The sequence below is a fragment of the Enterobacter sp. 120016 genome (assembly GCF_018383635.1).
Lineage (GTDB): Bacteria > Pseudomonadota > Gammaproteobacteria > Enterobacterales > Enterobacteriaceae > Enterobacter > Enterobacter asburiae_D.
This window is the reverse complement of the sequence record NZ_JAHAWC010000005.1, coordinates 238837-265738: the sequence shown is the minus strand read 5'-3', so window position 1 is coordinate 265738 and position 26902 is coordinate 238837. Positions and strand designations below refer to the sequence as shown.

General features: G+C 54.4%; 25 protein-coding genes. 16 read left to right on the top strand and 9 right to left on the bottom strand.

Annotation, left to right across the window (positions count from 1 at the left end):
* The 6 genes from KIF87_RS10585 to KIF87_RS10565 form a co-directional block, all read left to right on the top strand.
* The coding region (locus tag KIF87_RS10585; RefSeq protein ID WP_213328690.1) for a hemagglutinin repeat-containing protein at positions 1 to 4711 on the top strand (4711 nt) is incomplete at its 5' end.
* Complete coding sequence (locus KIF87_RS10580) at positions 4701 to 5312, top strand: hypothetical protein (RefSeq protein ID WP_213328689.1); 612 nt, start codon at positions 4701 to 4703, stop codon at positions 5310 to 5312. The genes KIF87_RS10585 and KIF87_RS10580, both read left to right, overlap by 11 nt.
* Positions 5313 to 5725: 413 nt before the next feature.
* Positions 5726 to 5890: a hypothetical protein gene (locus KIF87_RS23275; protein ID WP_238550733.1), complete on the top strand. Its 165-nt coding sequence runs from the start codon at positions 5726 to 5728 to the stop codon at positions 5888 to 5890.
* A 6-nt stretch (positions 5891 to 5896) separates the two neighbouring features.
* On the top strand, positions 5897 to 6433 hold the full coding sequence (locus KIF87_RS23270) for a hypothetical protein (RefSeq protein ID WP_249665862.1): 537 nt from the start codon (positions 5897 to 5899) through the stop codon (positions 6431 to 6433).
* A 115-nt stretch (positions 6434 to 6548) separates the two neighbouring features.
* Positions 6549 to 6782: a hypothetical protein gene (locus KIF87_RS10570; RefSeq protein ID WP_213328688.1), complete on the top strand. Its 234-nt coding sequence runs from the start codon at positions 6549 to 6551 to the stop codon at positions 6780 to 6782.
* A 236-nt stretch (positions 6783 to 7018) separates the two neighbouring features.
* Positions 7019 to 7492, top strand: a complete 474-nt coding sequence (locus KIF87_RS10565; protein ID WP_249665861.1) for a hypothetical protein — start codon at positions 7019 to 7021, stop codon at positions 7490 to 7492.
* A 188-nt stretch (positions 7493 to 7680) separates the two neighbouring features.
* Here the strand turns inward: KIF87_RS10565 and KIF87_RS10560 are convergent, their stop codons facing one another.
* The 5 genes from KIF87_RS10560 to KIF87_RS10540 form a co-directional block, all read right to left on the bottom strand.
* The gene (locus KIF87_RS10560) at positions 7681 to 8751 is read right to left on the bottom strand and encodes an ABC transporter ATP-binding protein (RefSeq protein ID WP_063144672.1); all 1071 of its coding nucleotides are present in this window, start codon (positions 8749 to 8751) and stop codon (positions 7681 to 7683) included.
* Positions 8744 to 10513, bottom strand: coding sequence for an ABC transporter permease (locus tag KIF87_RS10555; protein WP_023309073.1), 1770 nt, complete (start codon positions 10511 to 10513; stop codon positions 8744 to 8746). Before KIF87_RS10555 ends, KIF87_RS10560 begins: the two co-directional genes overlap by 8 nt.
* A gap of 80 nt (positions 10514 to 10593) precedes the next feature.
* A complete protein-coding gene (locus KIF87_RS10550; protein WP_213328687.1) occupies positions 10594 to 11682 on the bottom strand; it encodes an ABC transporter substrate-binding protein in 1089 nt (362 codons plus the stop codon).
* A gap of 168 nt (positions 11683 to 11850) precedes the next feature.
* On the bottom strand, positions 11851 to 12546 hold the full coding sequence (locus KIF87_RS10545) for a response regulator (protein ID WP_213328686.1): 696 nt from the start codon (positions 12544 to 12546) through the stop codon (positions 11851 to 11853).
* Positions 12530 to 14170: an ATP-binding protein gene (locus KIF87_RS10540; RefSeq protein WP_213328685.1), complete on the bottom strand. Its 1641-nt coding sequence runs from the start codon at positions 14168 to 14170 to the stop codon at positions 12530 to 12532. Before KIF87_RS10540 ends, KIF87_RS10545 begins: the two co-directional genes overlap by 17 nt.
* Positions 14171 to 14346: 176 nt before the next feature.
* Between KIF87_RS10540 and yjdI the strand changes: the two genes are divergently transcribed.
* Both yjdI and KIF87_RS10530 read left to right on the top strand, forming a co-directional pair.
* Complete coding sequence (gene yjdI / locus KIF87_RS10535) at positions 14347 to 14577, top strand: 4Fe-4S mono-cluster protein YjdI (RefSeq protein WP_008499689.1); 231 nt, start codon at positions 14347 to 14349, stop codon at positions 14575 to 14577.
* 10 nt (positions 14578 to 14587) lie between these two features.
* A complete protein-coding gene (locus KIF87_RS10530; protein WP_008499687.1) occupies positions 14588 to 14860 on the top strand; it encodes a GNAT family N-acetyltransferase in 273 nt (90 codons plus the stop codon).
* Positions 14861 to 14887: 27 nt separating this feature from the next.
* On the opposite strand, the gene KIF87_RS10525 is transcribed toward KIF87_RS10530, so the two are convergent.
* Positions 14888 to 15499: a LysE family translocator gene (locus KIF87_RS10525; RefSeq protein WP_213328684.1), complete on the bottom strand. Its 612-nt coding sequence runs from the start codon at positions 15497 to 15499 to the stop codon at positions 14888 to 14890.
* A gap of 115 nt (positions 15500 to 15614) precedes the next feature.
* Here KIF87_RS10525 and KIF87_RS10520 point away from each other — a divergent pair, with 115 nt between their 5' ends.
* A complete protein-coding gene (locus KIF87_RS10520) occupies positions 15615 to 16067 on the top strand; it encodes an Lrp/AsnC family transcriptional regulator (protein WP_213328683.1) in 453 nt (150 codons plus the stop codon).
* Positions 16068 to 16106: 39 nt separating this feature from the next.
* Here the strand turns inward: KIF87_RS10520 and KIF87_RS10515 are convergent, their stop codons facing one another.
* Both KIF87_RS10515 and KIF87_RS10510 read right to left on the bottom strand, forming a co-directional pair.
* Entirely contained in the window at positions 16107 to 17336 is a 1230-nt protein-coding gene (locus KIF87_RS10515; protein WP_039263311.1) for an amino acid permease, read from the bottom strand.
* Positions 17337 to 17455: 119 nt separating this feature from the next.
* Positions 17456 to 17917, bottom strand: coding sequence for a multidrug/biocide efflux PACE transporter (locus KIF87_RS10510; protein WP_213328699.1), 462 nt, complete (start codon positions 17915 to 17917; stop codon positions 17456 to 17458).
* A 105-nt stretch (positions 17918 to 18022) separates the two neighbouring features.
* Here KIF87_RS10510 and KIF87_RS10505 point away from each other — a divergent pair, with 105 nt between their 5' ends.
* From KIF87_RS10505 to KIF87_RS10475, 7 genes are all read left to right on the top strand, one after another.
* Entirely contained in the window at positions 18023 to 18889 is an 867-nt protein-coding gene (locus tag KIF87_RS10505) for a LysR family transcriptional regulator (protein WP_159514843.1), read from the top strand.
* A gap of 93 nt (positions 18890 to 18982) precedes the next feature.
* On the top strand, positions 18983 to 20161 hold the full coding sequence (locus KIF87_RS10500; RefSeq protein WP_063144682.1) for an acetyl-CoA C-acetyltransferase: 1179 nt from the start codon (positions 18983 to 18985) through the stop codon (positions 20159 to 20161).
* Between the two features lie 235 nt (positions 20162 to 20396).
* Entirely contained in the window at positions 20397 to 21233 is an 837-nt protein-coding gene (kduI, locus tag KIF87_RS10495) for a 5-dehydro-4-deoxy-D-glucuronate isomerase (RefSeq protein ID WP_063144683.1), read from the top strand.
* 63 nt (positions 21234 to 21296) lie between these two features.
* Positions 21297 to 22058, top strand: coding sequence for a 2-dehydro-3-deoxy-D-gluconate 5-dehydrogenase KduD (kduD, locus tag KIF87_RS10490; RefSeq protein ID WP_063144684.1), 762 nt, complete (start codon positions 21297 to 21299; stop codon positions 22056 to 22058).
* Positions 22059 to 22370: 312 nt separating this feature from the next.
* Entirely contained in the window at positions 22371 to 23786 is a 1416-nt protein-coding gene (gene araE / locus KIF87_RS10485; protein WP_213328682.1) for an arabinose-proton symporter AraE, read from the top strand.
* A gap of 217 nt (positions 23787 to 24003) precedes the next feature.
* Positions 24004 to 25128 carry an LPS O-antigen length regulator Wzz(fepE) gene (gene wzz(fepE) / locus KIF87_RS10480; RefSeq protein ID WP_213328681.1) on the top strand — a complete coding sequence of 375 codons (1125 nt, stop codon included), beginning with the start codon at positions 24004 to 24006 and terminating at the stop codon, positions 25126 to 25128.
* A gap of 89 nt (positions 25129 to 25217) precedes the next feature.
* Positions 25218 to 25910 (top strand): aspartate/glutamate racemase, encoded by a 693-nt coding sequence (locus tag KIF87_RS10475; protein ID WP_213328698.1) that lies wholly within the window; start codon positions 25218 to 25220, stop codon positions 25908 to 25910.
* Here the strand turns inward: KIF87_RS10475 and KIF87_RS10470 are convergent.
* Positions 25905 to 26831: a LysR family transcriptional regulator gene (locus KIF87_RS10470; protein WP_213328680.1), complete on the bottom strand. Its 927-nt coding sequence runs from the start codon at positions 26829 to 26831 to the stop codon at positions 25905 to 25907. The genes KIF87_RS10475 and KIF87_RS10470 overlap by 6 nt on opposite strands.
* Positions 26832 to 26902: the final 71 nt, after the last annotated feature.

Here is a 26902-nt window from a genome sequence, read left to right as displayed (position 1 = left end):
GAATGCCGGGCACAACCTTGACGTGACCGCCAGCGACCTGAAGGCGGGCGGCAGCGCGGGGCTGAGCGCGGGCAACGATCTCAATCTGAACGCGGAGCAAACAAGCGAAAGCAGCCGTAAAGGGAAAAGCGAATCCCACAGCACCGGGCTCGACCGCACCACGATTTCCGCAGGCGATAACCTGGTCCTGAAGGCCGGGCAGGATATCAACGCTCAGGCCGCCGCGCTGGCGGCGGAGAAAAGCGTCGGGCTGCAGGCGGGTCGCGACGTGAATCTGGCTGCGGAAGAGACCACGCAGGGCGACAGCTATAGGTCAGGCCGTAAAAAAGTGATTAATGAGTCGGTTCGCCAGTCGGGAACCGACATCACTGCGGGTGGGAATGTGACCGTTGTCGCCGGACGGGATGTGACGGCACAGGCAGCAGATGTCTATGCCAAAGGCGATACAGCCGTGGCCGCCGGGCGGGATATCACCCTTTCCACTGCAACGGAAAGTGACTATGCATACCGGGAGGAGAAAAAGACGTCCGGTGGATTCCTCAGCAAGAAAACCACTCACACCATCCACGAAGAAACGCATACGCGTGAGAAAGGTACGCAGCTTTCCGGCGACAACGTTGCTCTCCGGGCTGGTAACAACCTGACGGTACAGGGCTCGTCAGTTGCCGCTGAGCGCGATGTGGCACTGAAGGCTGGAAATGATCTGACCGTGGAGGCAGCAACCAACACCGACACGTTCTACGACATGAAGAAGACGAAGAAATCCGGCGTTTTCTCCAGCGGGTCGGGATTGGGTATCACCATCGGGTCGCAGTTTTCAAAAAGCACCCGACAGGGGGCAAATACGACGCAGAGTGATGCCCGCAGCACGGTGGGTACTACTGGCGGTAATGTCATTATCAGCGCCGGAAATGACGTCCAGTTGAGTGCGGCAGATGTGGTTGCCGGAAGAGCGAAGGATGATTCCTCCCGTAAAACCGGCCATATCGATATCACTGGCGACAGCATCGCCATCCTTCCTGGACGGGATACGACCACTGAGTCCATGAAGCAGGAGGCTAAATCGTCTGGCGTAACTGTCAGTGTGAAAGCGCCATTCGAAGACACGGTGCGTAACGTGCGCGATATCGTGCGCGGTAAGGGCAACAGTGGCAACAGCACCGTCGATAAAGTGAAGGGACTGGGGGCAGAAGGCGGTGCGCTCGGTCTTGACGGACCCGGGCAGATGATGGCCATTGCCGCAGGCAGCAGCCGGTCTTCCTCTGAGTCGCACTACGAGGGCGAGTTTAACAGCGGCAGCCATCTTGCCGCCGCAGGCAATATCCAGATGACTGCCACCGGTAAACAGGGAGGCAGCAACAGCGGCAATATCCTGATTGCCGGAAGCCAGGCTAAGGCCGGTGAAACGGTGATCCTCGATGCGAAACGCGACGTTGATATCACCACCTCAACAGACAGCGAGAAACACAGCAACAGCGCAAAAAATAGCGGCTGGAATCTTTCGAGCGCCCTGAGCGCCGGAAGTGCTGTTCGCGCCATCTCGGGTGGGGGTTCCCACGGCAATCAGCTTCTCCCGGGCGGCATGAACAAGGCAGAGAACAACGGTAACGATACCCGGACCACTCAAAACGCGTCGGTCATTCAGGGCTCAGATATTTACGTTAACAGTCGTGACGGCAGCGTGGATATCAGCGGCAGCCTTATGACCGCCACGGACGATCTTCTGCTGTCAGCCACAAATGGGGATATCTCCGTTTCTGCCGGACGCAATACATCGCGCACTGAGAGCAGCGGCAGCAGCAAATTGCTGGGAACGCTGGGAGGCGATGGTTACAGCGCCACGGCAGGCTACCGCCATGAAAAAAACAGCAGTCGGGAAGATAGCAGCCTCGAAAACGGATTGCGCAGCCAGCTAAGCAGCAAAAACGGTAACGTTGTCGCGCAGGCCGGTAACGATCTCTCCCTGTCAGGTACGGATATCCGTGCCGGTAAATCGGTCTCACTCAGTGGCGAAAATGTCCTCATGGGGGTGAGCCGGGATACCCGTGACGGTGAAAACCACAGCAGCAGCGCCCAGTATGGTGTGACGGCATCTGCTGGCGGCTGGGCTGTTGAGGCTGCAAAAGCCGCTGAGACGGCTGCACGCAGCGCAGAAAATGGCGATGACCCGAGGCTGACCGCCATCAGAACAGGTCAGTCGGCGGCAACCGCGGCGCAGGGCGCTATGTCGGATTCGTCGCTCATCAAGGCTAAAGTGTCTTTAACGGCGGGGACGTCATCTCAGGACAGTCGTTACCACAGTACCGACACGCAGGGCACCACCATTAATGCCGGCGAGAATGTCTCTGTTCGTGCCGGAAACGACATTGCCGGCACGGGGGTACAGATCGCGGGTAAACACGTGGCGCTGGATGCGGGGCGGGATATTCTGCTGTCTGCCTCCCAGAACACAACCCACTCTGAGAGTAAAAACAGCGGCAGCCAGTTCAGCGTCGGTGTCGGTGTGAGCCTGATTGGTGCGCAAAACGGCATCTCGGTGGAGCTGGGAGCGTCACAGCATAAGGGTAAGGAAAACAGCCAGTCACAGCGCAATACGAACAGTGTTGTCCATGCTGATGAACAGCTTACGGTGAACAGCGGGCGCGACACTACCCTGAAAGGTGCGGAGCTGGAAGGTAATCGTGTGGTGGTGAACACCGGGCGCGATCTGACCATCAGCAGCGTGCAGGATACGGCCAGTTATGACAGCAAGCAGTCTTCGTCAGGCGCGTCCCTCAGTCTGTGCATACCGCCACTGTGTTATGGTGCCTCTTCCGGTAGCGTCAGTGCATCGGGTGAGAATATCACCCAGAATGGTAAGAGCGTTTCTGAACAGAGCGGGATATTCGCAGGCAAGGGCGGCTTTGCTGTCACCACCGGAAATCATACCCAGCTTGACGGCGCGGTGATTGCATCCACGGCGTCTGCAGATAAAAATAGCCTCGACACGGGTACGCTGGGTTTCAGTAATCTCCACAACGAGAGCCAGACCAGCGGCAACGGCTACACGGTGGCGCTTTCTGGCAGCGCGGGCGGCAGCGGAAACGGTGAAAACCGCAACCTGGCACCGGCAATCGGTACGGGCCAGGCAGAAGAGAGCCACACCGGGACGACCTCATCAGCGGTGAGTGGCGGTAGCATTGTCATTCGCAACCCGGCGGGACAAAAACAGGATATTGCCGACCTGAGCCGTGATACGGCTGGCGCCCACCACGGCGTGGACGTGAACGGTGATGTGCAGAAGGTCAGGGATAACCTGGCGGTCCAGAGCGAAGGCGCGGCGCTGGCCACCTCTGCGCTGGATGCTTACGGCAAGTATGCGGAGCAGAAAGCGCGGGAATCCAATGCGGCGCTGGGCGCGAAACTGGCATCTGAAGGAAAACTGCAGGGCGATACGCCGCAGGAGCAGGAAGCGTTTCTGAAGACACAGCCAGGATATCAGAATACCGAGTACGGTCCGGGGAGTGCCTTCTGGACTAAGGGCAGCGCAGCGGCGGGATTACTGGCAGGTGCGTTTGGCGGTAACCTGAAGGCAGGGGCGGCAGCAGGGGCGGCCCCTCTGCTGGCGACCCTGGTCAAGGAGCAGAAAGACCCGACAGCCCGTGCCGCGCTGCACGGTATTGTGGCGGCGGCGCTGACGCAGCTGAGTGGCGGGAGCAGTGCTGATGGCCTGAAGGCTGGTGCCATAGGAGCCATTACGGCCTCGGCGATGACTGACCATCTGGTCAGCGCGCTGTATGGAGATAAAAAATCCAGTGACCTGACAGCAGAGGAGAAACGGCTGGTCAGTAGCCTCGTGAGTATTGCAGGTGGTCTGGCGGGCGCTGCAGTGACGGATGGCAGTGTCTCCATGGCGGCGACGGCGTCGGAAACGGCGAAGGTGGAGGTTGAGAATAACTCGCTGGGTGTCGTTATACAGGGCGGTAAGCTGGCTGCGCAGGGATGTCTGAAAATTTCTGCTTGCCGTGATCGGCTGGTTGCCAGTGGTCTGGGTGCTTTGCTGGGGATTGGTGCATCCACATCAGCAATGGATACATTGTCTCAAGATGAGCAGTTACATCTGATCTATGTGGCCTCGCTCAATGATCCATCCCAGCTAAGCCAATTAAATGATGCTCAGAAAGCGGCATATGAGTCCCTGACAGGTAAGACGATCACCAGTACTGGTGGTACGCAGGTCATCAATCCGGGACCATCAAACACTGGTGGAGACCGGACTGTAACCGGAAATGTGCCTTCAAATACAGGGAATAACCAGTCCTCGGGTCAGGGTGCAACCAATACAGGTAACATTGATGGAAATCCGGATACGGGCGGCAATACTACGGTTACACCGATTCCAGAAGGCCCAAGTAAAGATGATTTGGCTTATCTGGATAAACCTGCAAACTTGTCACCTGAAGGTTCCGCAAGGTCTGGAGCTTTCAATGAAGCTAAAAGGAAATCGGGTATCCCTGTAAGCCAAAGCCCGAGTAAAGTATATCCAAATGTTGATAAACGGAATAACCCTCAACCAGGATATATATATGAATTTGAAGTGCCCAGACCTGGCGGCGGAACACAGAAAGTATATATCCGTGATGATGCGGGTGGTCATTTCTTTACGGATGACCCAAGCCAAAATAGAGGCCCACATTTTAATGATGAAAGAGGTAATCATTATGACTACTAACTATGTCAAGCGATATGCTGAAAATATAAATATCAAAAATGATATTTGTGATCTTAGAGGTTTACTCCCTGGTATGAATGAGATAGCAGCCGTAAGTTGGGAATTGCCTAATTGTTCCCGTAAGGAGTTTGGTGCCTTCCTGTTAAATGAAATGTTTTCTACAATTACTGATGGTGAATTAAATTGTTATCATGTAATGGTAGAGTTAGTTCCAGAGCAGCCTGATACGGCGATAGTTAATTATAAAAAAACATGGGGGTTGATTGAAAATTCAGGTGTGAAATTAGAATCTTTTCAAGATAAGTCTTCTTTTATTGATAAGGGAAGTCGTGGGTTAATACTAACAGGAACTTGTCGTATTTCTTGTTCTCTTCATGGTGAGATTCAGCAGCTAATAAACACTGAAGAGAAATTGTTTTTTTCTAATTTATCGCCAGACTTGAGTATTTCTTTTGAATCTCAACCAAAGCGACTAATAAAATGGATTGAAAATATACTGCATAATAATGGGGTTGTTTTTTTTATGTTGGGGCAGTTTGATGAAAATGACTCAGAGGTTGTTGCTATCGGCAAAAGAATTGTTTTGGAAAAAATTATATGATTTTTGTTAATCATTATACACATATGAAAATAACGATGACACGCCTAATGGACATGCTAATATGCATGGCGATTTTCACCGGGATAGTTGTGTGTTCCGACAAAAAAACGCCGGGTCAAAAAGTTGCTGCTTTGGAAATGCATCAGCAAAATGACTTATAACCTGCTGACTAGAGGGAAATTGGCTTTGGGCCCTCAATAATCGCGTCGGAACGAGTTGTTGTTGAGAATAACTCGCTGAGTGGTGACCGGGCTCGCGAAGCGGCAAAACAGACTGCTGAATCCCTGAAAAATCAGGTAAGAGACAAGCTGGGCGAAGGTGCAACCTCTGCCATCGCGAATGGTATTATCAATGCTCTCGCTGATACCAGTGAAGCAGCACTAGGCTCGGCGGACTAAGCCGCTGATGCGGCAATGGCACTGGCTTCGTGTGCTGCGGGCGACAGCTACTGCAGCAAGGCGATGAGCGACCTGGCCGGGAAAAATCAGGCGGTAGCAGACAGCGTTAAGGCGCTGATGAAAAGTGATACCTGGTACGCTGTTGCTAATACGCTGACTGGAGCATGGGGCGGAAACTAGGCTTCCTTGGAAGCAACTGGGGGAATACTGGCTAGTATTATATTGCCTGGCAAAAAAGTTCCTGAAGGTACTGTTAATGCTGGGAAAATTTCGGCTGAAAAAGAAGCATTAGAAAAAATTGCTCAGAACTCGAAAAATACAGCTAACCTTAATTCAAAACAGAATTATTCGGTGCTTGATCAACAGGCTTCACAAAGCAATGTCATCATAGAACAAGACAAGCTTAAATTTCTATTTGGAGAGATCAATAGTAGTGCTCATAACCCCCCCCGTTCGACTCAATTGGCTCAATCAATGTATCGTCTTGGTATTCCTTTAGATGATGTATTGGCCAAGTTGATAATGGAACATATTTCTCAGGTTCCTAAAATACCAGGCAGTATTATAAATGTTTATAGTAATAAATTCGGAAGGTTTGAAATTAGAGAGTCATTGCTAATGGGGCCATCAGGTAAGGCTGCCAAGTTAGAAACATCATTCCAAATAATGGATGATGGTTCTCGTCGATTCATAACAACAATACCGAAGGATGGCAAAAAATGATTTTTATCGAAAATCTTCCAGATCCTATAGATCTCCTTTCGTTTTTTGAAAGTGAACCGTTTTTTCTAATGAAATAGATCATCACTATGGGTATGAATATACAGATAGTAATGGTGTGAAATTAATTTTCTCATATGCAGCTTTAGAAGGGTGGATCCAAACCATAATTGAAGTTAATGGTGAGAAAATATCTCAACATCTTAGCGAAGGTGTTAACTATTTTGAAATCAAGAGCGAAACAAAAGGTGAATATCTGTCATCTGATATCAATTTAGGAGAAACCGTAACGCGAATGGAGATTAGGTTAAAGCCTTATGTATCAGTTCAATGGAGTACATTAATAAGATGATTAACAAGAAATCCGCCCATAGTTGGTGGTTTTTTGCTCCGCAACGGCTTAAATGTGTATGAAAATGGAAAAATTGTACATGAACAAGCTTTCCATCAGGTTTATATCGATGGTCAGTATGTTTACGATCCAAGAGTGTCCTTAAAACCAATTCCTAAAGGAGATTGGGAAAAACATATCAAATCTATAAATCAGGGAAGTGTTAAGATCTCTGACAAATTACAGGGTATAGAATAATGTTTCCGATAGGTAAGAAAGAAACAATCTTGTTGGACTTCATTGGTTCTCTTGGAAAACTGGAGTGGTTACATTATCAGAGCCGTATTGAAGATGAATGGATAAATGACCATTTTGAAAAAATTGATCGCTCTAAGTATCCTCCTTATACCAGTTTTCGTTTTGAAAAAGAGGTCCCAGAAGTTATTACCTTACTGGAAGATGCGATTCAATCATATAAAGGTAAAGTTGAGTGGTGTATGACCCATCATCCGAAAGAGTATGGTACTGGTGTTAATCATCGTATTTTGCCTACATTTGTTAAGAATCTCAGAGCGAGTGAAGGTATGGAAGTTGTTAACGAGTATATAGAAAACCATTATCCAAATTTTTCCCAATCGCCTATGAAGATCTTGTTGGACTGGCTGAACATGTTCAATCAGTTTTCAAAAATGCTGGATATGACGCATGAATTTTCTCTATATTCTCTGTAATAACATTTTGATATGGAGCTTTAATCCGTTATATGTACGGACGGAAAAAAGTGTCCGGTGATTATTTCATTCAGAATGCCTTAACAATAATGGCTAGCGCCACCAATCCTGGCATCGGTGCATTTCTTTGTTTTGTAGACCCGGTAAGCGAATCGCCACCGGGCCATGGCAGATTAATTATTGACTCATCACCCTTTCGGGAACACCCACACATGCTTCTCAGGCAGCGAAAGATGGCAGTGCTGCGGATCCCGAACCTCATGCCCATACGCACGAATAACAAAATCATCCCCCACCGTGCGGAACAGGTACTCCCAGCGGTCGCCGAGATACATGCTGGTGAGCAGCGGCAGCTCAAGCTGATTTTCCCCTGGCCCCTCAACCACCGCCACGCGCTCGACGCGGATCACCGCCGTCGCTTCTTCACCGCTCTGCACCCCTTCACCGGCCTGGCCCCACAGCACCCAGCCTTTCCCTTCAATACGCGCTTTGCCGTCGCGTACTTCGGTGACCTTGCCGTGCAGGCGGTTGTTGCTGCCCATAAACTCGGCGGTAAACAGCGTTTTCGGCGAGCCGTACATCTCCTGCGGCGTGCCCTGTTGCTCAATTTTGCCATTGTTAAGCAGCAGGATGCGGTCGGAGATGGACATCGCTTCGTTCTGGTCGTGCGTCACCATGAGCGCCGATAGCCCGAGCTTGATAATCAGCTCGCGCAGGAACACGCGGGCCTCTTCGCGCAGCTTGGCGTCGAGGTTAGAGAGCGGTTCGTCCAGCAAAATCACCGGCGGGTTGTACACCAGCGCCCGGCCAATCGCCACGCGCTGCTGCTGCCCACCGGAGAGCTGGTGCGGGTGACGTTTGCCAAGATGGCCCAGACCCAGCTGGTCCAGCACGCCCTGCACGCGCTGCTGGATCTCTTTGGCCGGGACTTTGCGCAGCTTGAGCGGATAGGCCACGTTCTCAAACACGGTCTTGTGCGGCCACAGGGCGTAGGACTGAAACACCAGCCCCAGGTTACGCTCTTCCGCCGGGACCTCGCTGCGCGGCGTGCCGTCGTAAACTTTATTGTTGCCAATGACAATCGACCCCTGCGTCGGTTTTTCCAGACCCGCGACGGCGCGCAGCAGGGTGGTTTTACCGCTGCCGGAGGGGCCTAACAGGGAGACCACTTCGCCGCGCTTCAGGTTCATGGAGACACCTTTTAAAACAGGATTGTCGCCGTAGGTTAAGTGCAGATCGTCAACCGCTAATTCAATCATGTATTTTCACTCCGAAACGAAGGGCAATGCCCAGACCTACCACGACCAGCAGGATGTTAATGAAAGAGAGCGCCGCCACGATATCGATGGCACCCGCGGCCCAGAGGGAAACCAGCATCGAGCCGATGGTTTCCGTGCCGGGTGAAAGCAGGTACACACCCGTTGAGTATTCGCGCTCAAAGATCAGGAACATCAGCAGCCACGAACCGATAAGACCGTAGCGGGAGAGCGGGATGGTGACGTGGCGGGTGATCTGCCCGCGCGTCGCCCCGGTGCTGCGCGCCGCTTCCTCAAGCTCCGGCCCCACCTGCAGCAGCGTGGAAGAGATAAGCCTCAGCCCGTAAGCCATCCACACCACGGTATAGGCCAGCCAGACGCTGAAAATGGTGCTGCGCAGCGAACGCAGCCAGACGATGACGTTTTCGCGCATCCAGTCGGTCCAGGCGAACCCGGAAAGCCAGCCGGATTTCAGGGAGTTATCCAGCCACATCGGCAGGAACAGGAACACCCACAGGAACGCCAGACCCGCCAGCAGGCCAGGCACGGCGCGCGGCACCAGCACGCTGTAGTCCAGGAAACGCGTGGTGTTATCCGGCTTACGGTGCATGGCAATGCCGACAAACAGGTAGCACACCACGGCCAGCGCGCCGCCAATCACGCCAATCGCCATGGAGTTGACGATGGCGCGCAGCAGGTTGGGCTGCGCCCAGATGGTGCGGAAGGTGTTCAGAGAAAGCTCGTCCCACAGCGAAACGCCCACGCCCCAGTTGGAGATAAACGCGCGCAATACCACGCCGAGCAGCGGAACGCCGATGGTGACGGTGAGCCAGAAGGCAATCACTCCGCCAGCCACCCAGCGCCATTTACCCAGCGGTAGCGCGCGGGCCTGCGAGGCCTTGCCCTTCATGGTGACGAAGCGGTTGGCGGTGCGCATCAGGCGACGCTGGAGCATCACCAGCGGGATGGTGATGCAGATCAGCACCACGGCAACCGCCGCCATCAGGTTATAGGATGGGGTGCCCATCTTGTTCGTTAGCTTATAGAGATAGGTCGCCAGCACCATGTTGCCTTCCGGGTCGCCGAGTACCAGCATCAGGCCAAACACTTCCAGCCCCAGGAAGAACAGCAGCACGGTGGCGTACAGAATGGACGGGCGCACCATCGGCAGGCTGACGGAGGTCATCACCTGCCAGGGCGACGCCCCCGCGGTGCGCGCGGCTTCTTCCACATCGGAGCCCACGCTGCGCAGCGCTGACGAGATATACAGATAGGCGTGCGGGACGTGCGTCAGGCCGGCGATGACCACAATGCTCGACATGTCGTAGATATTCCACGGCACAAAGCCAATCAGCGCCTGAGCCCACTGGGAGAGAAAGCCCACCGGACCGGCGGCCACCACATAGCCGAAGCCCAGCACCATCGGTGAAACGAAAATCGGGACCAGGATCAGCGGTTCAATCAACCGACGGCCGGGCAGGTCGGTACGCACCATCAGAAACGCCAGCACGCCGCCCAGCGGAATGGAGATAAAGACCAGCCCGAAAGCAAGAATAAAGCCGCTTTTCAGGGCCTTATAAAAATCAGGGTCGGTGAAAATAAATTCAAATGATTCAAAGCTCCACTCTTTTGACGGCGAAAAGAACGGGGCGGACAGGAAGCTCTGTATCACGATAAACGACAGCGGCGTGTAGATAACCAGGGCGGTTATCAGCACGACGATGCCTCGCGGCAGGCTTTGCCACTTTCTGCGTAATGTATTCATGGGGTATCCCTGGTGTTGCAGCCCAGAAAAACGAACTCAGTCGATAAGGGAGCGCGGCGGCCTGCGCCGCGCTCAGACGCTTATTTACCGGCGGCGGTACGCCACTCTTTGATGTACTCCAGGCGTTTTTTCGGCTGCAGGTATTCCAGCAGCGTTTCATCAACCGGAATTGGCTTCAGCGCGTTGCCGAGGATTTTGGTCAGGCCGTCGATATCATTTTTCCCTTCGATATCGTTACGAATGGAGGGAATATCCGCCTGATTGGCCAGAATGTTTTGTCCTTGTTCAGACAGCACATAGTCCAGCCACAGCTTCGCGGCGTTGCCGTTTTGCGCCTGCTGGCTGATGAACGACACGCGCGACAGCACCAGGGTGTAATCTTTTGGATAGGAAATGCCGAGCGACGGATCGTTCTTCGCACGCGCTTCCGCGTAGGAGCCGAGGATGTTGAAGCCGATCAGGTTTTCACCGGAGGAGACGCGCTCCATCATGGTGCCGGTAGACGACTGCACCGATAAGCCGCCTTTGGCGACGTCGGCCAGGGTCTTAAAGTAGTTAGGATCGGCGTTGTGATCCTGAACCGAGAGCATAAAGCCCAGGCCCGATTTTTCGATGTCGTAGGTGGTGACTTTGCTCTTGAATTTGTCCGTCTGGCTGGCAATCAGCTTCGCCAGCGCGGCGTGAGAGTCCGGCACGTCGCTGGCCGGGATCAGACGCTTGTTGTAGATAAAGACCACCGGCTCATAGGTAGTGCCGTAAGCCTTATCCTTCCAGACCGCCCATTTCGGCAACTGGCCTTGCTCCGGAGATTTATACTCCATGGCGTAGTCGGTGGCGAGCTTCAGGCCCGTGTCCATAGAGGAGCTCCAGACCACGTCGCCGCTCACGCCACCGGAGGCCTGTTCGCTGATGAAACGGTTGTACAGCTCGGTGCTGTTCATGTCGTTGTATTCAACTTTAATGCCCGGGTAGGTTTTTTCGAAGCCCTGGATCAGCGGCCCGGCGGCTTTGATGTCGGTGGTGGAGTAGATAACAACCTTGCCCTCTTTCGTTGCGGCATCAACAACTTTTTGATACTCAGCGGGATACCCCTGCGGCAGGGCAGACAGTGCAGAAGCAGAGAACAGTACAGTAGCGGTAAGCAGAGAAATTCGGAACGTGTTCGACATTATAGTTAACCTTTTAGTTACATTTGAGGAACTAATTGTCAACATAGCGTATCGGGCTCCACCCACAATAGGGGGGAGCGAGTAATGATTCCGAAGTGTGATTGTCGCCGTCGTTTCAGCAATTAACACCATAAAATCCGCGAACGTTAGCCTGTGAACGGTTCTGAATTACGGTTTATCGGGCGCTTTGCGGTATAACCTTCGCGGATGACCAATATTGCCATACAGCATTTCGACGCTGATTAACCCGCTCTCCACGCAGTATTCAAGGTAGCGACGCCCCGTGGTTTTGCTGATCCCCACGTTTTCCACCACCTCTTCAACCGACATGGCGTTGTCGGGATGCTCGGCGAACAGGCGTTTAATCCGTTCCAGCGTCTGGGGCTCAATGCCCTTCGTCGACGGCGCAATGGAGGCTTCCGCAGCAGGCAGATTAAACAGGCGATCCAGCGCATGCTGGTCGACCACTTTAACCTGCTGCACGGTGTGGATGAAGCGCATAAACCGCTCCAGCGAGGCGTGCAGGCGCTGGAAAAAGACGGGCTTAATCAGGTAGTCAAACGCGCCGCTGCGCATGGCGTGGCTGCAGGTCTGCATATCGCTGGCGGCGGTGATGAAGATCACCGAGCACTCATAGCTTTTCAGCAGCGGGTTATCGATGAGCTCCACGCCTTTACCGTCCGGGAGATAGTTGTCCAGCAGGATAAGCCGCGGCTGATGCTGACGAATCAGGCTGCACGCCTGCTCAATCGACGCGGCGATGCCCACCACGCGCAAATGAAAGTTTTGCTCGATATACTCGCGATGCAGCTCCGCCAGGTGCGGCTCATCCTCAACGATCACAACGTCAAGTGGTCGGGTCATGCTGTTGCCCATTCGGAATAAACACGGAAAAAATAGTGCCCTGCGGCGTGTTGTCGGCTATCTCAATACTGCCGCCGGCCTTGTCGATATATCCTGCCACCAGAAACAGGCCGATACCGTGCTCGGTACCCACAATGTCGTTTTCGCTGTCCGGTTTGCTGCTAAACCCCTGGCGGAAAATGTGCGGCTTCATCGCATCGTCCACCCCGCAGCCCCGGTCGGCTACCTCGATCAGCAGCTCCTGGTTACGGTCAGAAATGTAGAGTTCTACCGGCGCGTGGACCGGCGCGTTGAGGGTCGCCTCCACGGCGTTATCCAGCAGATTACCAATAATGGACATCAGCTCCGTTTCACTCAGCGAGGCAGGCATGCGGGTGAGCTGGCAGGCGGGATCAAACAGCAGCTCGATGCCTTTTTCGCGCGCGCTGACGTATTTTCCGAGCAGCAGCCCGCACAGCGCCGGAGAGACAAAATGGGCAGAGACAAAATCCAGCACGCGCTGCGCGCCTTCTGACTGCACCTGGATGTAACGGATCGCCTCGTCATAGTGTTTCATCTGCAGTAACCCCACCAGCGTGGCGGTCCAGTTCAGCTGTTCGTGGCGCATAATGCGCAGGTTATCCGCATAGCGTTTGATCTGGCTAAGCTGGCTGCTGAGCGTGTTAATGTCATTTTTGTCGCGAAAGCTGTAGACCCAACCGCTTTCAACGCCCGGTTCGACCTCAATCGCTACGCGGTTGACGATCACCTCCCGCTGGTTCAGCACCGCAATCTGGTCGTGCCTACCGCTGCTCACCGAGGCGTAGCGCTGGGATAAAAAGCCCGGCGACGTTTGCAGAATGTCTTCCAGCGGTTTACCGATAAGTTCTTTCTCACTTTGCCGAATATCCAGCATTTCTCGTGCCGCGCGGTTAATTAAAATCAGCTGCTTCTCACCGTTGACGGCAAATACCCCTTCGTACATGGCTTCTAATAGCGCGCGCTGCTGTAAAACCAGCTGAGCGATATCTTTTGGCTCCAGTCGGAACATCTGTTTTTTGAGGTTGCGGGTAAACAGCCAGGAGAAAATAAACAGCAGGAGCAGAAGACCTGCGCCGTACAACCCGGACTGCCAGAGAATGCGGGCGTTAATGTTGGCAATATACGAGGTCAGATAGCCGACCGAGACAATGCCAATCACCTGATGCTGCGCGTTGAAGATGGGGGCTTTGCTGCGTAGCGACACGCCAATCCCGCCCTGACGCACGGAAATAATGGTTTTCCCCTTTAACACCTCCGCATTATCCCCGCCGATCATCGGTAAATTAATACGCTCCGGGGATTCCGAATGATAAAGGTGCTGTTCCTCGGTATCGCCAATCACAATGTAGCTGGCATCGCTTTGGGCGCGCAGCGGCTGAATTAATCGGGCGATGCCGGGGATATCTCTGGCCGCAACCATTGCCGCCAGACCCGGCATCAGCGCGATCTGGCTGGCCTGAACCCGGGCGCGCTGGCCGAGATCGTGATGGAGCTGTCGGTCAATAAAATGAAACAGGATTGTTCCCAGCAGAACTAACAGCAGGCAGGAGAAGCACACCAGCGCTAAAAACAGCTTTACCTGAAAAGAGAGTCTGCGTTTCATTCAACCTGCGGAAGTTATGTAAAAGTGACATTTGCCGAGCCTGACATGTGCCAATAGCGGACGCAATCTGGCGAGAAAAGAGTTGTGACCTGGCTTTTCGTTTTCGGCGTTATAGCCATCAGGATCCCGTAAGGCTATGCTTCATTCAGCACGATAATAATTACAGAGGCAATGTCATGGATAAAGAACTACTGGATGCGGGTTACCGGGCCTATACCGGCGAGAAAATTGACGTTTACTTCAATACCGGGATCTGCAAACACTCAGGTAACTGCGTGCGTGGGAGCGCAAAGCTGTTTAATCTGAAACGTAAGCCGTGGATCATTCCCGATGAAGTGGACGTTGAAACGGTTGTCCGCGTGATTGATACCTGCCCGAGCGGTGCGCTGAAGTATCGCCAAAAATAAGCGAGGAACCATGGATATTCTGGAAGGCCATAACAAGTTTTACGTGAATGATGCGAACGGCAACCAGGTCGCGGAGATTGTCTTCGTACCGACCGGCGAGCACCTGAGCATTATCGAGCACACCGACGTGGATGAGAGCCTGAAAGGGCAGGGCGTTGGCAAACAGCTGGTTGCGAAAGTGGTGGAGAAGATGCGCGGTGAGAACCGCAAAATTATTCCCCTGTGTCCGTTCGCGAAGCATGAGTTTGATAAAACGCGCGAATATGACGATATTCGGGCGTAAATAACACCGGCGATGGCCGGTGTTTTTTCATCTCGCCTGCTCAAATAGCAATATCAACGCGATCAGCACCATTATCCCTCCCGATGCCATGCTTACCAGACGCGCCGCCTGCGGCCGGGTCGCCAGTACCGCTTTCGAACCATACCCCACCAGCAGATAGACCAGCGTACAGGTGATAAGGTGCATCACGCCAAGCGCGGACATTTGCATCGCTATCGACCAGCTTCCGGTCGGGTCGGTAAACTGCGGAAGCAGTGCCAGGAAAAGCAAAAAAACTTTCGGGTTAAGGCCGCTAATACAGAGCCCTTTCACCGCCCACTGTCTCCAGTTTCCCGCATGGTGGGTGGCCTTTTCCGGTGCGGCAGGGTGACGCAACAAGCCTATGCCAAGCCACAGGAGATACGCGGCTCCCGCGAGGGTCAGCCCGGTTAACGCCAGCGGATGTTGAGCAATCACTACCCCCACGCCAGCCACCACAATCAGCGTGGCTAACAGATGCCCGGACATCAACCCCATCACCGCCGGCACCACGCGTCGCCCGTTAATTCCGGCGCTAATGGCGTAGGCCCAGTCGGCGCCTGGCGTCATGATAAGCAGAAAAGAAACCACCCAAAAGCCGGCCACAATACTCATTTCCATCGTCCTGAAGACTCCCGCAGTGCGTCAAAGGTTGAGAAAAAGAATATCGCTAACCCTGCGAAATAGGCTTTCAATGTTATGCTCATAACACCGTGAAATTGAGAAAATCTTCCACATGGATAGCATCGATCGAAAAATTCTTGCTGAGCTACAGTCTGATGGCCGCTTATCCCTGACCGAGCTGGCTGAAAGAGTGAATCTGAGCCTCTCGCCGTGCCATCGTCGCGTGCGGGCGCTGGAGCAAAGCGGGGCCATAACGGGATACCGGGCCAGCCTCGACCCCGCCAAAATGGGATTCAACTTCGTGGCTATAGTGTTTGCGACGCTGAAGGAGGGAGACAGAAAGGCGGTTAGCGCGTTTGAAGCGGCGGTGGAGGAAATTCCGCAGATCGTGCTGGCGCAGCGCCTGTTTGGCGATCCCGATTATCTGATGCACGTCGTGACCCGCGACCTGTCGGCTTTCCAGAAGCTCTACGACGAGAAGCTCTCCGCCATGCCGGGCGTGCAGCACCTTCGCTCTACGCTTGTTATGAAAACGGTAGTGCAGGACAGGCCTTTTCCGCTGTAAGCATGGCCTGCCCGGCAGAGCGCCGGGCAGGAAAGGGGATTAGCCGACAAACATCACCGACACGCACAGCACGCCGACGATCAGCGTCAGCAGGTTGCCAATGGAGCGGTACTGTTTCAGTGAGGGGATCAGATACGTCGACAGCGTCGGCATGATAAACAGGATCATGGCGATAAGCGGGCCGCTGATGGCGTAAATCATTGAAATGGCGTTCGGGTTAATGCAGCAGACGGCAAAGGTGATTAACGACACCCCCATAATGGAAATCGCGCGGTTAAAGGCGCGGCTCTTTTTCACGCCCACCTGATTGAGCGATGACTTCACGATCTCCGTCGCCCCTTCAATCACCCCAAAATAGGTGCCGAGGAACGATTTCGACATCGCAATAATCGCCACGATAATCCCGGAAATGCCCAGCCACGCCGGTGAAGAAGGCATCATCGACAGCGCGGACAGGATCGTTACCCCTTGCTCTTTGGCGGTCACGATGTACGACGGCGGAATAGAGAGCAGGCAGCTGAAGACAAAGAACAGCACGCTCAGGCAGATGATCAGGTACGCCACCTTCATGATTTTCTTGCATTTATCCATGGCGCCGTCGGCAAATTTCTCGCGGCGATCAACGGCAAACGTTGAGATAATCGGGGTATGGCTGAAAGCAAATACCATCACCGGAATCGAAATCCATACCTGATGCAGCGTATGACGATCGACGGCCATCTGGCTGGTCAGCAGCGAAGGTTGCCAGCTTCCGGTCAGATAGAGCGAGACAAACAGAAAATAGGCAATCAGCGGAAATACCAGGAAACCCATCACTTTTATCGTGATATGGCGTCCCATCAGGAAGATCAGATTCAGAACCAGCACCACGCCCAGGCTGACCAGCACGCGAACGGCGGTATCCACCGTCAGGTGTTTTGCCAGCTGCTCCGTGAGCGAGTTGGTGATGGCCACCGCATAAATCTGTACCACCACAAAGAAGGCGATGAAGTAGAGCGTGGTGATCAGATTGCCAATCTTCCTGCCGTAGTAGTGCGAGACGGCGCCGGTGATCCCTTCATTGCCTTTTGTTTTTGACGACAGGATAAATTGCGCCAGCGCTCTGTGCGGCCAGTAGGTTAAGGGATAGGCCACGAGGGCGGTAATAAACAGGACGATAGCGCCTGCGGAGCCCAGCTGAATGGGCAAGAACAGCGTTCCTGCGCCCACGGCCGTGCCATAGAGAGCGAAACTCCAGAGAGTCTCATCTTTTGACCAAATTTTCGACATTAGAGCAACGTATCAACTATCAAACCATCGGAATGGAGTGCAATTTACCATAGTTATGCACTGAGAGCGCAGTTGCTTCGAAGGAGTTTGGCCGGAACGGGCGTCCGGCCAAGGGCGGTTTAGCCTGCCAGGGCGCGCCGTTGCTGGCGACGCTTAAGAAATTTCTCGCGCAGGCAATCGTATACCCAGTTATAGAACATGGTGTACGGCAGGAAGAACAGGAAGAAACCTATTTCCAGCGTGAATGCCTGAAGCAGGGTGACGCCCAGCACGGCGGCGACAATCGACACGCCAATCACAATGAACCCGCATTCGAACCCCAGCGCATGCAGCGCGCGCACTTTTGCCGTACGTTTGACGCGCTGAACCGGCCAGAAGCGGTCGAAGCCGAAGTTGTAAATAATGTTCCACAGCATGGCGGTAGTGGCCAGAATAATGGTCAACCCACCCATCTCCACCACGGAACGCTGCATGAGCCACGCTGCCGTAGGGGCGAGGATCGCCGTCGCAATCCCTTCAAAACAGACAGCATGAAAGATCCGCTCCGGCAGTTTACGTTGGAGTGCATCCTGATGTTGCATAGTCATAGACCTCATTAATTCGCCGGTATGGGCGTTGATGCAGCCTATTTTCATCGCTAAAGTTGATATAATAAAGATGGTATCCATCGCTAAAGTAGATAGGTTATGCGCTATTCACCCGAAGCCCTTAATGCGTTTGTCGAGACCGTTGCGGCGGGCTCGTTTTCTGCCGCCGCACGCCGGCTGCGTAAAAGCCAGTCGACGATCAGCACGTCCATTGCCAATCTTGAAGCCGATCTCGGTTTCGAACTGTTTGACCGCTCGGCGCGTCAGCCGGTGTTAACGGTCCAGGGAGAACAGGTGCTGGGCTACGTGCAGGCCATCCTGGCCGCCAGCACGCGGCTGGACGAGCTGGCGGTGTCGTTAACGGCGCAAACGGAGGCGCGTCTGACGTTTGTCCTTTCCGATACCCTCAACCCGGACGTGCTGGAAGATATGATGAAACAGTTTGACGCGCGTTTTCCCCATACGGAATTCGAATGTCTGATTGGCGAGGAAGAGGACGTGATCGATCTGCTGCAAAAGGAGCGAGCGCAGGTTGGCCTCACCGAAGCGCGAGACGGTTATCCTACGGATATCGGCGCTATCCGCCTGCCGATGCAGACCCGCATGGCGATCTATGTCGCGACCACGCATCCGCTGGCCGGACAACATGACGTTCAGCGTGACGAGCTGCACGGCTGGCGAGAGCTGCGGCTGAGCACCTATCTTGAGCGCGAGGCTGAGATCGCGCGCGGGCCCGTCTGGTCGGCACCGAATTACCTGTTACTCTTGAGTATGGCGGTACAGGGATTTGGCTGGTGCGTATTGCCCTGTGCGCTGGTGGATGAATTTGCCGCCGCGAAATCCCTGGTACAGCTCGATGTTCCCGGCTGGCCGCGGGCGATCGGCATCGATCTGCTGTGGAATAAACGATCCCCTCCCGGCGTTGCCGGAAGCTGGCTGCGGCAGTATCTGCAGGATGCGCGCTGATCCTTGTGATTAAACTCACTATTTTTAAACAATTAAGATAATTGCCAGTAACAATCCTCTACTATCGTCATGTCATTTAACACAGAGGTCGTGATGAAAGATGTCGTAATAGTGGGTGCGTTGCGTACAGCTATCGGCTGTTTTCAGGGAGCGCTTGCGCGTCACTCGGCGGTTGACCTGGGGAGCGTGGTGGTAAAAGCGCTGGTGGAACGTAGCGGGATCGCAGCACATGAAGTTGATGAGGTGATCCTGGGACAGGTTCTCACGGCCGGTGCCGGGCAAAACCCTGCGCGTCAGGCGGCGCTGAAGGGCGGGCTGCCCAATACCGTCTCCGCCATCACCATTAACGACGTCTGTGGCTCAGGATTAAAAGCGCTGCATCTCGCTACGCAGGCCATTCAGTGTGGTGAGGCGGATGTGATCATTGCCGGCGGGCAGGAGAATATGAGCCGCGCGCCGCACGTGTTGACCGACAGCCGTACCGGCGCACAGCTTGGCAACAGTCAGCTGCTCGACAGCCTGGTGCATGACGGGCTGTGGGATGCGTTCAATGACTACCATATGGGCGTGACGGCGGAAAACCTGGCGCGCGAATACGGCATCAGCCGTGAGGTGCAGGATGCCTACGCGCTAAGCTCGCAGCAAAAAGCGCGTGCGGCGATTGATTCCGGCCGTTTTCGCGACGAGATTGTCCCGGTCAGCACGCAGCGTCAGAGCGGCGAGCTTATCGTCGTGGATACCGATGAACAGCCGCGCACCGACGCCAGCGCGGAAGGCCTGGCGAGGCTGAATCCTGCGTTTGAAATGCAGGGCTCGGTGACGGCGGGAAATGCCTCTTCCATTAACGACGGCGCTGCCGCCGTCATGATGATGAGCGAAAGCAAAGCCCTTGAGCTCGATCTCCCCGTGCTGGCCCGCATTAAGGCGTTCGCCAGCGTGGGGGTTGATCCTGCCTTAATGGGGATCGCACCGGTCTACGCGACCCGCCGCTGTCTGGAACGCGCGGGGTGGCAGCTTTCGGATGTGGATCTGATCGAAGTGAACGAAGCCTATGCCGCGCAGGCGATCTCCGTCGGAAAAATGCTGGAGTGGGATCCCCTGCGGGTCAACGTTAACGGCGGCGCGATCGCGCTGGGTCATCCTATCGGTGCGTCCGGCTGCCGGATCCTGGTTTCGCTGGTCCACGAAATGAAAAAGCGCAATGCCCGGAAAGGTATTGCCACACTCTGTATAGGCGGCGGGCAAGGGGTGGCGCTGGCCATCGAACGCTAACCTCTCCTTATTGAAAATGACCTCCTCCGGGAGGTTTTTTTTCGTTCCCTTTTTCTCCCTGCGGTTTAATTGTGATCCGAACATCATTTTCGTCATAAACAAAAATAAAAATGAAACGTTGTTTTAAATACAATTGAAAAGCCTGCTTTATGCCGATAGTATGTGTTCATTATGAAAAACGGAACGCTGTTTCGTTTATTTCCGCCTTCGGGCATGACCACATCTGGAGGTTACCGTGGACGTCAGAGAAAGCATCCACAGTGCGCACGCCAAAACGCTGGATACTCAGGGGCTGCGCAATGCATTTTTAGTCGAGCAGGTATTCGAGGCCGACAGGTACACCATGGTTTACAGCCATATCGACCGCATTATTGTGGGCGGGATTATGCCCGTCACGAACAGCGTCTCCGTGGGCGGTGAGGTCGGTAAACAGCTGGGCGTGAGCTATTTCCTCGAGCGTCGCGAGCTGGGTGTGATTAACATCGGCGGGCCGGGCACCATCACCGTAGACGGACAGTGCTATGAGATTGGCCATCGCGAGGCGCTGTACGTGGGTAAAGGGGCGAAAGACGTGGTCTTTGCCAGCATCGACGGCAGCAAGCCTGCGAAGTTTTACTACAACTGCGCGCCGGCTCACTCCACCTACCCAACCAAAAAAGTGACCACGGCAGACGTCGCACCCGTGACGCTGGGCGACAACCTCACCAGCAACCGCCGCACCATCAATAAATACTTCGTGCCGGACGTGCTGGAGACCTGCCAGCTCAGCATGGGATTGACCGAGCTGGCGCCGGGCAACCTGTGGAACACCATGCCGTGCCATACCCACGAGCGCCGCATGGAAGTCTACTTCTACTTCAATATGGATGAGGACGCCTGCGTGTTCCACATGATGGGACAGCCGCAGGAAACGCGCCATATCGTGATGCATAACGAGCAGGCGGTGATTTCACCGAGCTGGTCTATTCACTCCGGCGTAGGGACGAAGGCCTACACCTTTATCTGGGGAATGGTGGGCGAAAACCAGGTCTTCGATGATATGGACCACGTTGCGGTCAGCGATCTGCGCTAGTGGCGGGCGGTGAAGCATAAACCTGCCTGTGAGTGACAGGCTCTGAAAGAGTAAGGAATAAATATGATTCTGGATGCATTCTCTCTGCAGGGGAAAGTGGCTGTGGTTTCCGGGTGCGACACCGGGCTGGGTCAGGGGATGGCGTTAGGGCTGGCGGAAGCGGGCTGCGATATCGTCGGAATTAATATCGTTGAACCGACTGACACCATCGAACGCGTGACGGCCCTGGGCCGCCGTTTCCTGAGCCTGACCGCTGACCTGCGTAAAATCGATGCCATTCCTGAACTGCTGGACCGTGCGGTGGCTGAATTCGGTCATATCGACATTCTGGTGAACAACGCCGGGCTGATTCGCCGCGAAGACGCGATCAGCTTCAGCGAGCGCGACTGGGACGACGTGATGGATTTGAACATCAAGAGCGTATTTTTTATGTCCCAGGCGGCGGCGAAGCATTTTATTGCGCAGGGGAAAGGCGGCAAGATCGTTAATATTGCCTCTATGCTCTCGTTCCAGGGCGGCATCCGCGTGCCGTCTTACACCGCGTCCAAAAGCGCCGTAATGGGCGTGACCCGCCTGCTGGCAAACGAATGGGCGAAACATAATATCAACGTGAATGCGATTGCGCCGGGCTACATGGCGACCAACAACACGCAGCAGCTGCGCGCAGACGAAGAGCGCAGCGCGGCGATCCTGGAGCGTATCCCTGCGGGACGCTGGGGCCTGCCGAGCGATCTGATGGGGCCGATTGTCTTCCTGGCCTCCCCGGCATCGGATTACATCAACGGTTACACCGTGGCTGTAGACGGCGGCTGGCTGGCGCGTTAATTCCACCTGTATTAAAAACCTCTGCCCATGGGCGGAGTTTTTTTTGCGCAAAAATTGGCTTAGTCCATATCGTTAAAGATGAAAAATCCATACTGAAAAATCATGAATGACGGCAATCACACTTTTATTGCTTAAATATTAAGTGATTAGTAAAAATACATGATTATTCGCCACAAGTTGAAATTGTAATGTCCATCACAGAACCGTATGCCGTAGCGGAATAATCCATAACTTCGCGATTTCCGGCCTGACACTTTTCCTCGCTTTCTCGTAATTTCAGTTAACGAATTTTGCTGTTGAGGCAGGAAAAATATGACATCAATAAATGACTCTACCCTAATGCCCGCTGCGCTGCGGGATACGCGCCGCATGAACCAGTTTGTCTCCATTGCCGCCGCCGTGGCGGGCCTGTTGTTTGGACTGGATATCGGCGTCATTGCCGGAGCGCTGCCGTTTATTACCGATCACTTTACCCTCAGCAACCGTCTGCAGGAGTGGGTGGTGAGCAGCATGATGCTCGGCGCGGCCATCGGGGCGCTGTTTAACGGCTGGCTGTCGTTCCGCCTGGGGCGCAAATACAGCCTGATGGTCGGGGCGGTCCTGTTCGTCGCGGGGTCGATCGGCTCCGCGTTTGCGACAAACGTAGAAGTGCTGCTGCTCTCCCGCGTGCTGCTGGGCGTGGCGGTGGGGATTGCCTCCTACACCGCGCCGCTTTATCTCTCCGAAATGGCGAGTGAGAACGTGCGCGGCAAGATGATCAGCATGTATCAGCTGATGGTCACGCTGGGCATCGTGCTGGCGTTCCTGTCTGATACCTACTTCAGCTACAGCGGCAACTGGCGCGCGATGCTGGGCGTGCTGGCCCTACCGGCGCTGGTGCTGATCGTCCTGGTGGTTTTCCTGCCAAACAGCCCGCGCTGGCTGGCGCAAAAAGGGCGCCACGTGGAGGCAGAAGAGGTCCTGCGCATGCTGCGCGATACCTCGGAAAAAGCGCGCGAAGAGCTGAACGAGATCCGCGAAAGCCTGAAGCTGAAGCAGGGCGGCTGGGCGCTGTTTAAGATCAATCACAACGTGCGCCGCGCGGTCTTCCTCGGCATGTTGCTGCAGGCGATGCAGCAGTTCACCGGGATGAACATCATCATGTACTACGCGCCGCGCATTTTCAAAATGGCCGGGTTTACCACTACGGAACAGCAGATGATCGCAACTCTGGTGGTCGGGCTGACCTTTATGTTCGCCACGTTCATTGCGGTATTCACCGTGGACAAAGCCGGGCGTAAACCGGCGCTGAAAATCGGTTTTAGCGTAATGGCGATCGGCACGCTGATCCTCGGCTACTGCCTGATGCAGTTTGATAACGGCACCGCCTCAAGCGGGCTGTCCTGGCTTTCTGTCGGTATGACCATGATGTGTATCGCAGGTTACGCGATGAGCGCCGCGCCCGTGGTGTGGATCCTGTGCTCCGAAATTCAGCCGCTGAAATGCCGTGACTTTGGCATCACCTGTTCCACAACCACCAACTGGGTGTCGAACATGATCATCGGCGCGACGTTCCTGACGCTGCTGGATTCAATTGGTGCTGCCGGAACCTTCTGGCTCTACACGGTGCTGAACGTCGCGTTTATTGGCGTCACGTTCTGGCTGATTCCGGAAACCAAAGGCGTGACGCTGGAACACATCGAGCGCAGGCTGATGGCAGGGGAAAAACTGCGGAACATCGGCGTGTGATGTTTTTGCCCGTCCGAAGGCTGGAATACATGGCGTAACTTGAAAGGGAAAGGTGGCTTAATCACAGTAATAATGTGACTGAGATCACTACTAACTCGGGTAGGGAGTAGACACAGAGAGGGTACTGGCATTAGGATTTTTCTTAGATTGTTGAATTGTCTGGCTACAGCTATCAATTGAGCAAAGGCGCGTCGCATCCGGAAAAAGAAAAATCACTATGTCAGAAATGGATTTAAAAAAAAGCACGGACCTCGACTTTCCCCGTTATGCCGTCCCGGCTGTAAGCGCAAAAGAGATAGATCTTCTGGGACTGTTTGAGGTCCTTCTGGCGGCGAAAAAACGTATCGTCGCCATTGTCTTTACTTGCGCGCTGGTGGGGTTGGCCGTTTCATTTTTACTGCCGCAGAAATGGACCAGTCAAGCGGTGATCACCCCGGCAGAACAGCTGCAGTGGAACCCGCTGCGCCAGATGATGGTGGCGTTACAGGTGCTTGATGTGGACGTGAAGATTACCCGTCCTCAAATCTTTGACCTGTTTATTAAAAAGTTCCAGTCACAGTCATTGCTCGAAGAGTATATGACAACCTCTCCTTACGTAACGTCGCAGCTCCAAAGCACCGAGGTGGATCCGCTTGAACTGCATCGGGCGATAGTGAACATTTCATACCGAATGAAGGCGGTGAATAACGCTCAGGGAAAAGAGGCGGATAAAACACCTTATGTTTCCTGGACATTGAGCTTCTCTGCGCCGACAGCAGACGATGCGCAAGCCGTCCTGGAGGGATACATCGATTATATTGCGGCTATTGTTGAAAAAGAGACGGTACAGAATATCCGCAACCTGATCGCCCTGAAAACGAACGTCGTTGAGCAGCAGCTGGAACTGGATCGCGTCCGTCTGACCAATATTCACAATACCAACCTGCAGCGGCTGAATTATTCGCTGGAAGTGGCAAATGCCGCTGGCATCAAGAAGCCGGTTTACAGCAACGGGCAGGCCGTAAAAGATGACCCGGATTACTCCGTTGCGCTCGGAGCAGACGGTATCGCGCAAAAGCTGCAGATTGAAAAAAATCTGAAGGATGTGACCGAGCTGAATGCAGAGTTCCAGAACCGGGAATACTATCTCGCCCAGCTGAAAAAGCTCTCCTTTGCCGATGTTAAGCTTGAGCCATTCAGGTACCAGCTTTCGCCCTCCATGCCGGTGAAAAAGGATGGTCCGGGCAAGGCCCTGATTGTCGTTCTGGCGGCGCTCCTGGGAGGCCTGTTTGCGTGCGGTAGCGTTTTATTGCGCGAGGCGATGCTCACCCGTACTTCGCCGCCAGAGCCGGTGGCGAAATAAATTCTGAAGTTTAAAAAGGCGCTGAACAGAGCGCCTTTTTTTATGTGCATCGGTTGTGTTAAAAAAAGAGACCAAAATAAGGAGGGATGATGAAAACGATCGGCCTGTTAGGTGGAATGAGCTGGGAATCGACAATCCCTTATTACCGCCTGATTAACGAAGGGGTAAAGCAGCGTCTGGGTGGTCTGCACTCCGCAAGCCTGCTGCTGCACAGCGTTGATTTCCATGAGATCGAAGCCTGCCAGTCGAGCGGCGAGTGGGATAAAGCCGGGGAGATCCTGGCCCAGGCGGCGCTGGGGCTGGAGCGCGCCGGCGCAGAGGGTATCGTGCTCTGTACCAATACCATGCACAAAGTGGCGTCGCATATTGAGGAGCGCTGCTCGCTGCCGTTTCTGCATATAGCGGACGCGACCGGGCGTGCGATTGCGGCCTCCGGAATGCGCCGCGTAGCGCTTTTAGGTACACGCTACACCATGGAACAGGATTTTTATCGCGGACGTTTGCACAGTGAATTTGGGATCGAAAGCCTGATCCCTGATGAAGACGATCGGGCGCGCATCAATCAGATTATCTTTGACGAGCTCTGCCTCGGTACCTTCAGCGAATCTTCCCGCGCGTATTACGTCAGCGTCATCGATAAACTCGCGCAGCAGGGGGCCGAAGGGGTGATATTCGGCTGCACCGAGATCGGTTTGCTGGTACCCGTCGAGCGAAGCCCCGTCCCGGTATTCGATACCACCGCCATCCATGCCGCGGATGCCGTGGCGTTTATGCTGTCATAGCGGGTTTTGCAGGTCAGGTAAGCGAAGCGCCACCTGACGCGCGTGCTCCGTTAAGTGTTCGGTGAACGCGTCCACCAGCGCGGAAGCCGGACGGTGCAGCGGGCGGATCAGGCTCACGGTGAACGGGACGGAGACGCTAAAGCGGCGGATGACGATCCCGCTTCCGGCATAGTCCAGCGCCGTGAGCGGATTCACCACCGCGACGCCGACCCCTGCACGCACCATCGCGCAAATCGAAGCCGCGCTGTGCGTTTCCACCACCATTCGCCGTTTGACCTGATGCTCTGCAAACAGCGTATCCAGCAGCTGTCTGTAGCTGTCGGTCTGCGACAGGCTAATGTAGTTTTCCCCGTGGAAATCCTCCGGTGTGAGCACCGCCTTACCGGCAAGCCGATGTCCGGCGGGCAGAACGCACACTTCATCTAATGAGAGCAACTCCGTGCGTGCCGTTCCCGCTGGCGTGGAGAGGGTTTCGGTCAGGCCTAAATCATGGCGCTGAGCCGAAAGCCACTCTTCAAGCAGGGGGGATTCCTGAGGCACGATGGTGAGGTTGACCTCCGGGTATCGGGCCAGAAAGGGTTGAAGCAGCATCGGCAAAAAAGATTGCGAAAAGACGGGCAGGCAGACGATCGACAGCTCGCCCTGGCGAAACTCGCGCAGGCTTTCCGCAGCGCTCACTATTCTGTCCAGTCCGTACCAGGAGCGCTGAACTTCCTCGAACAGGCGTAACCCCTGTACCGTTGGGTGAAGCCTGCCGCGGGTGCGTTCGAACAGCTTCAGCCCCAGCACTTTCTCAAAGCGCGCCAGCTCGCGGCTCACCGTCGGCTGCGAGGTATGCAGCATCTGCGCGGCTTCGGTGAGATTGCCGGTGGTCATCACGGCGTGAAAAATTTCGATGTGGCGTAAATTGACGGCGGGCATAGGGCACCTGAAAGCAGATTACTGTCCATATCATTTTTGCATAGACTCGCGATAAAACGATATTTTTTATT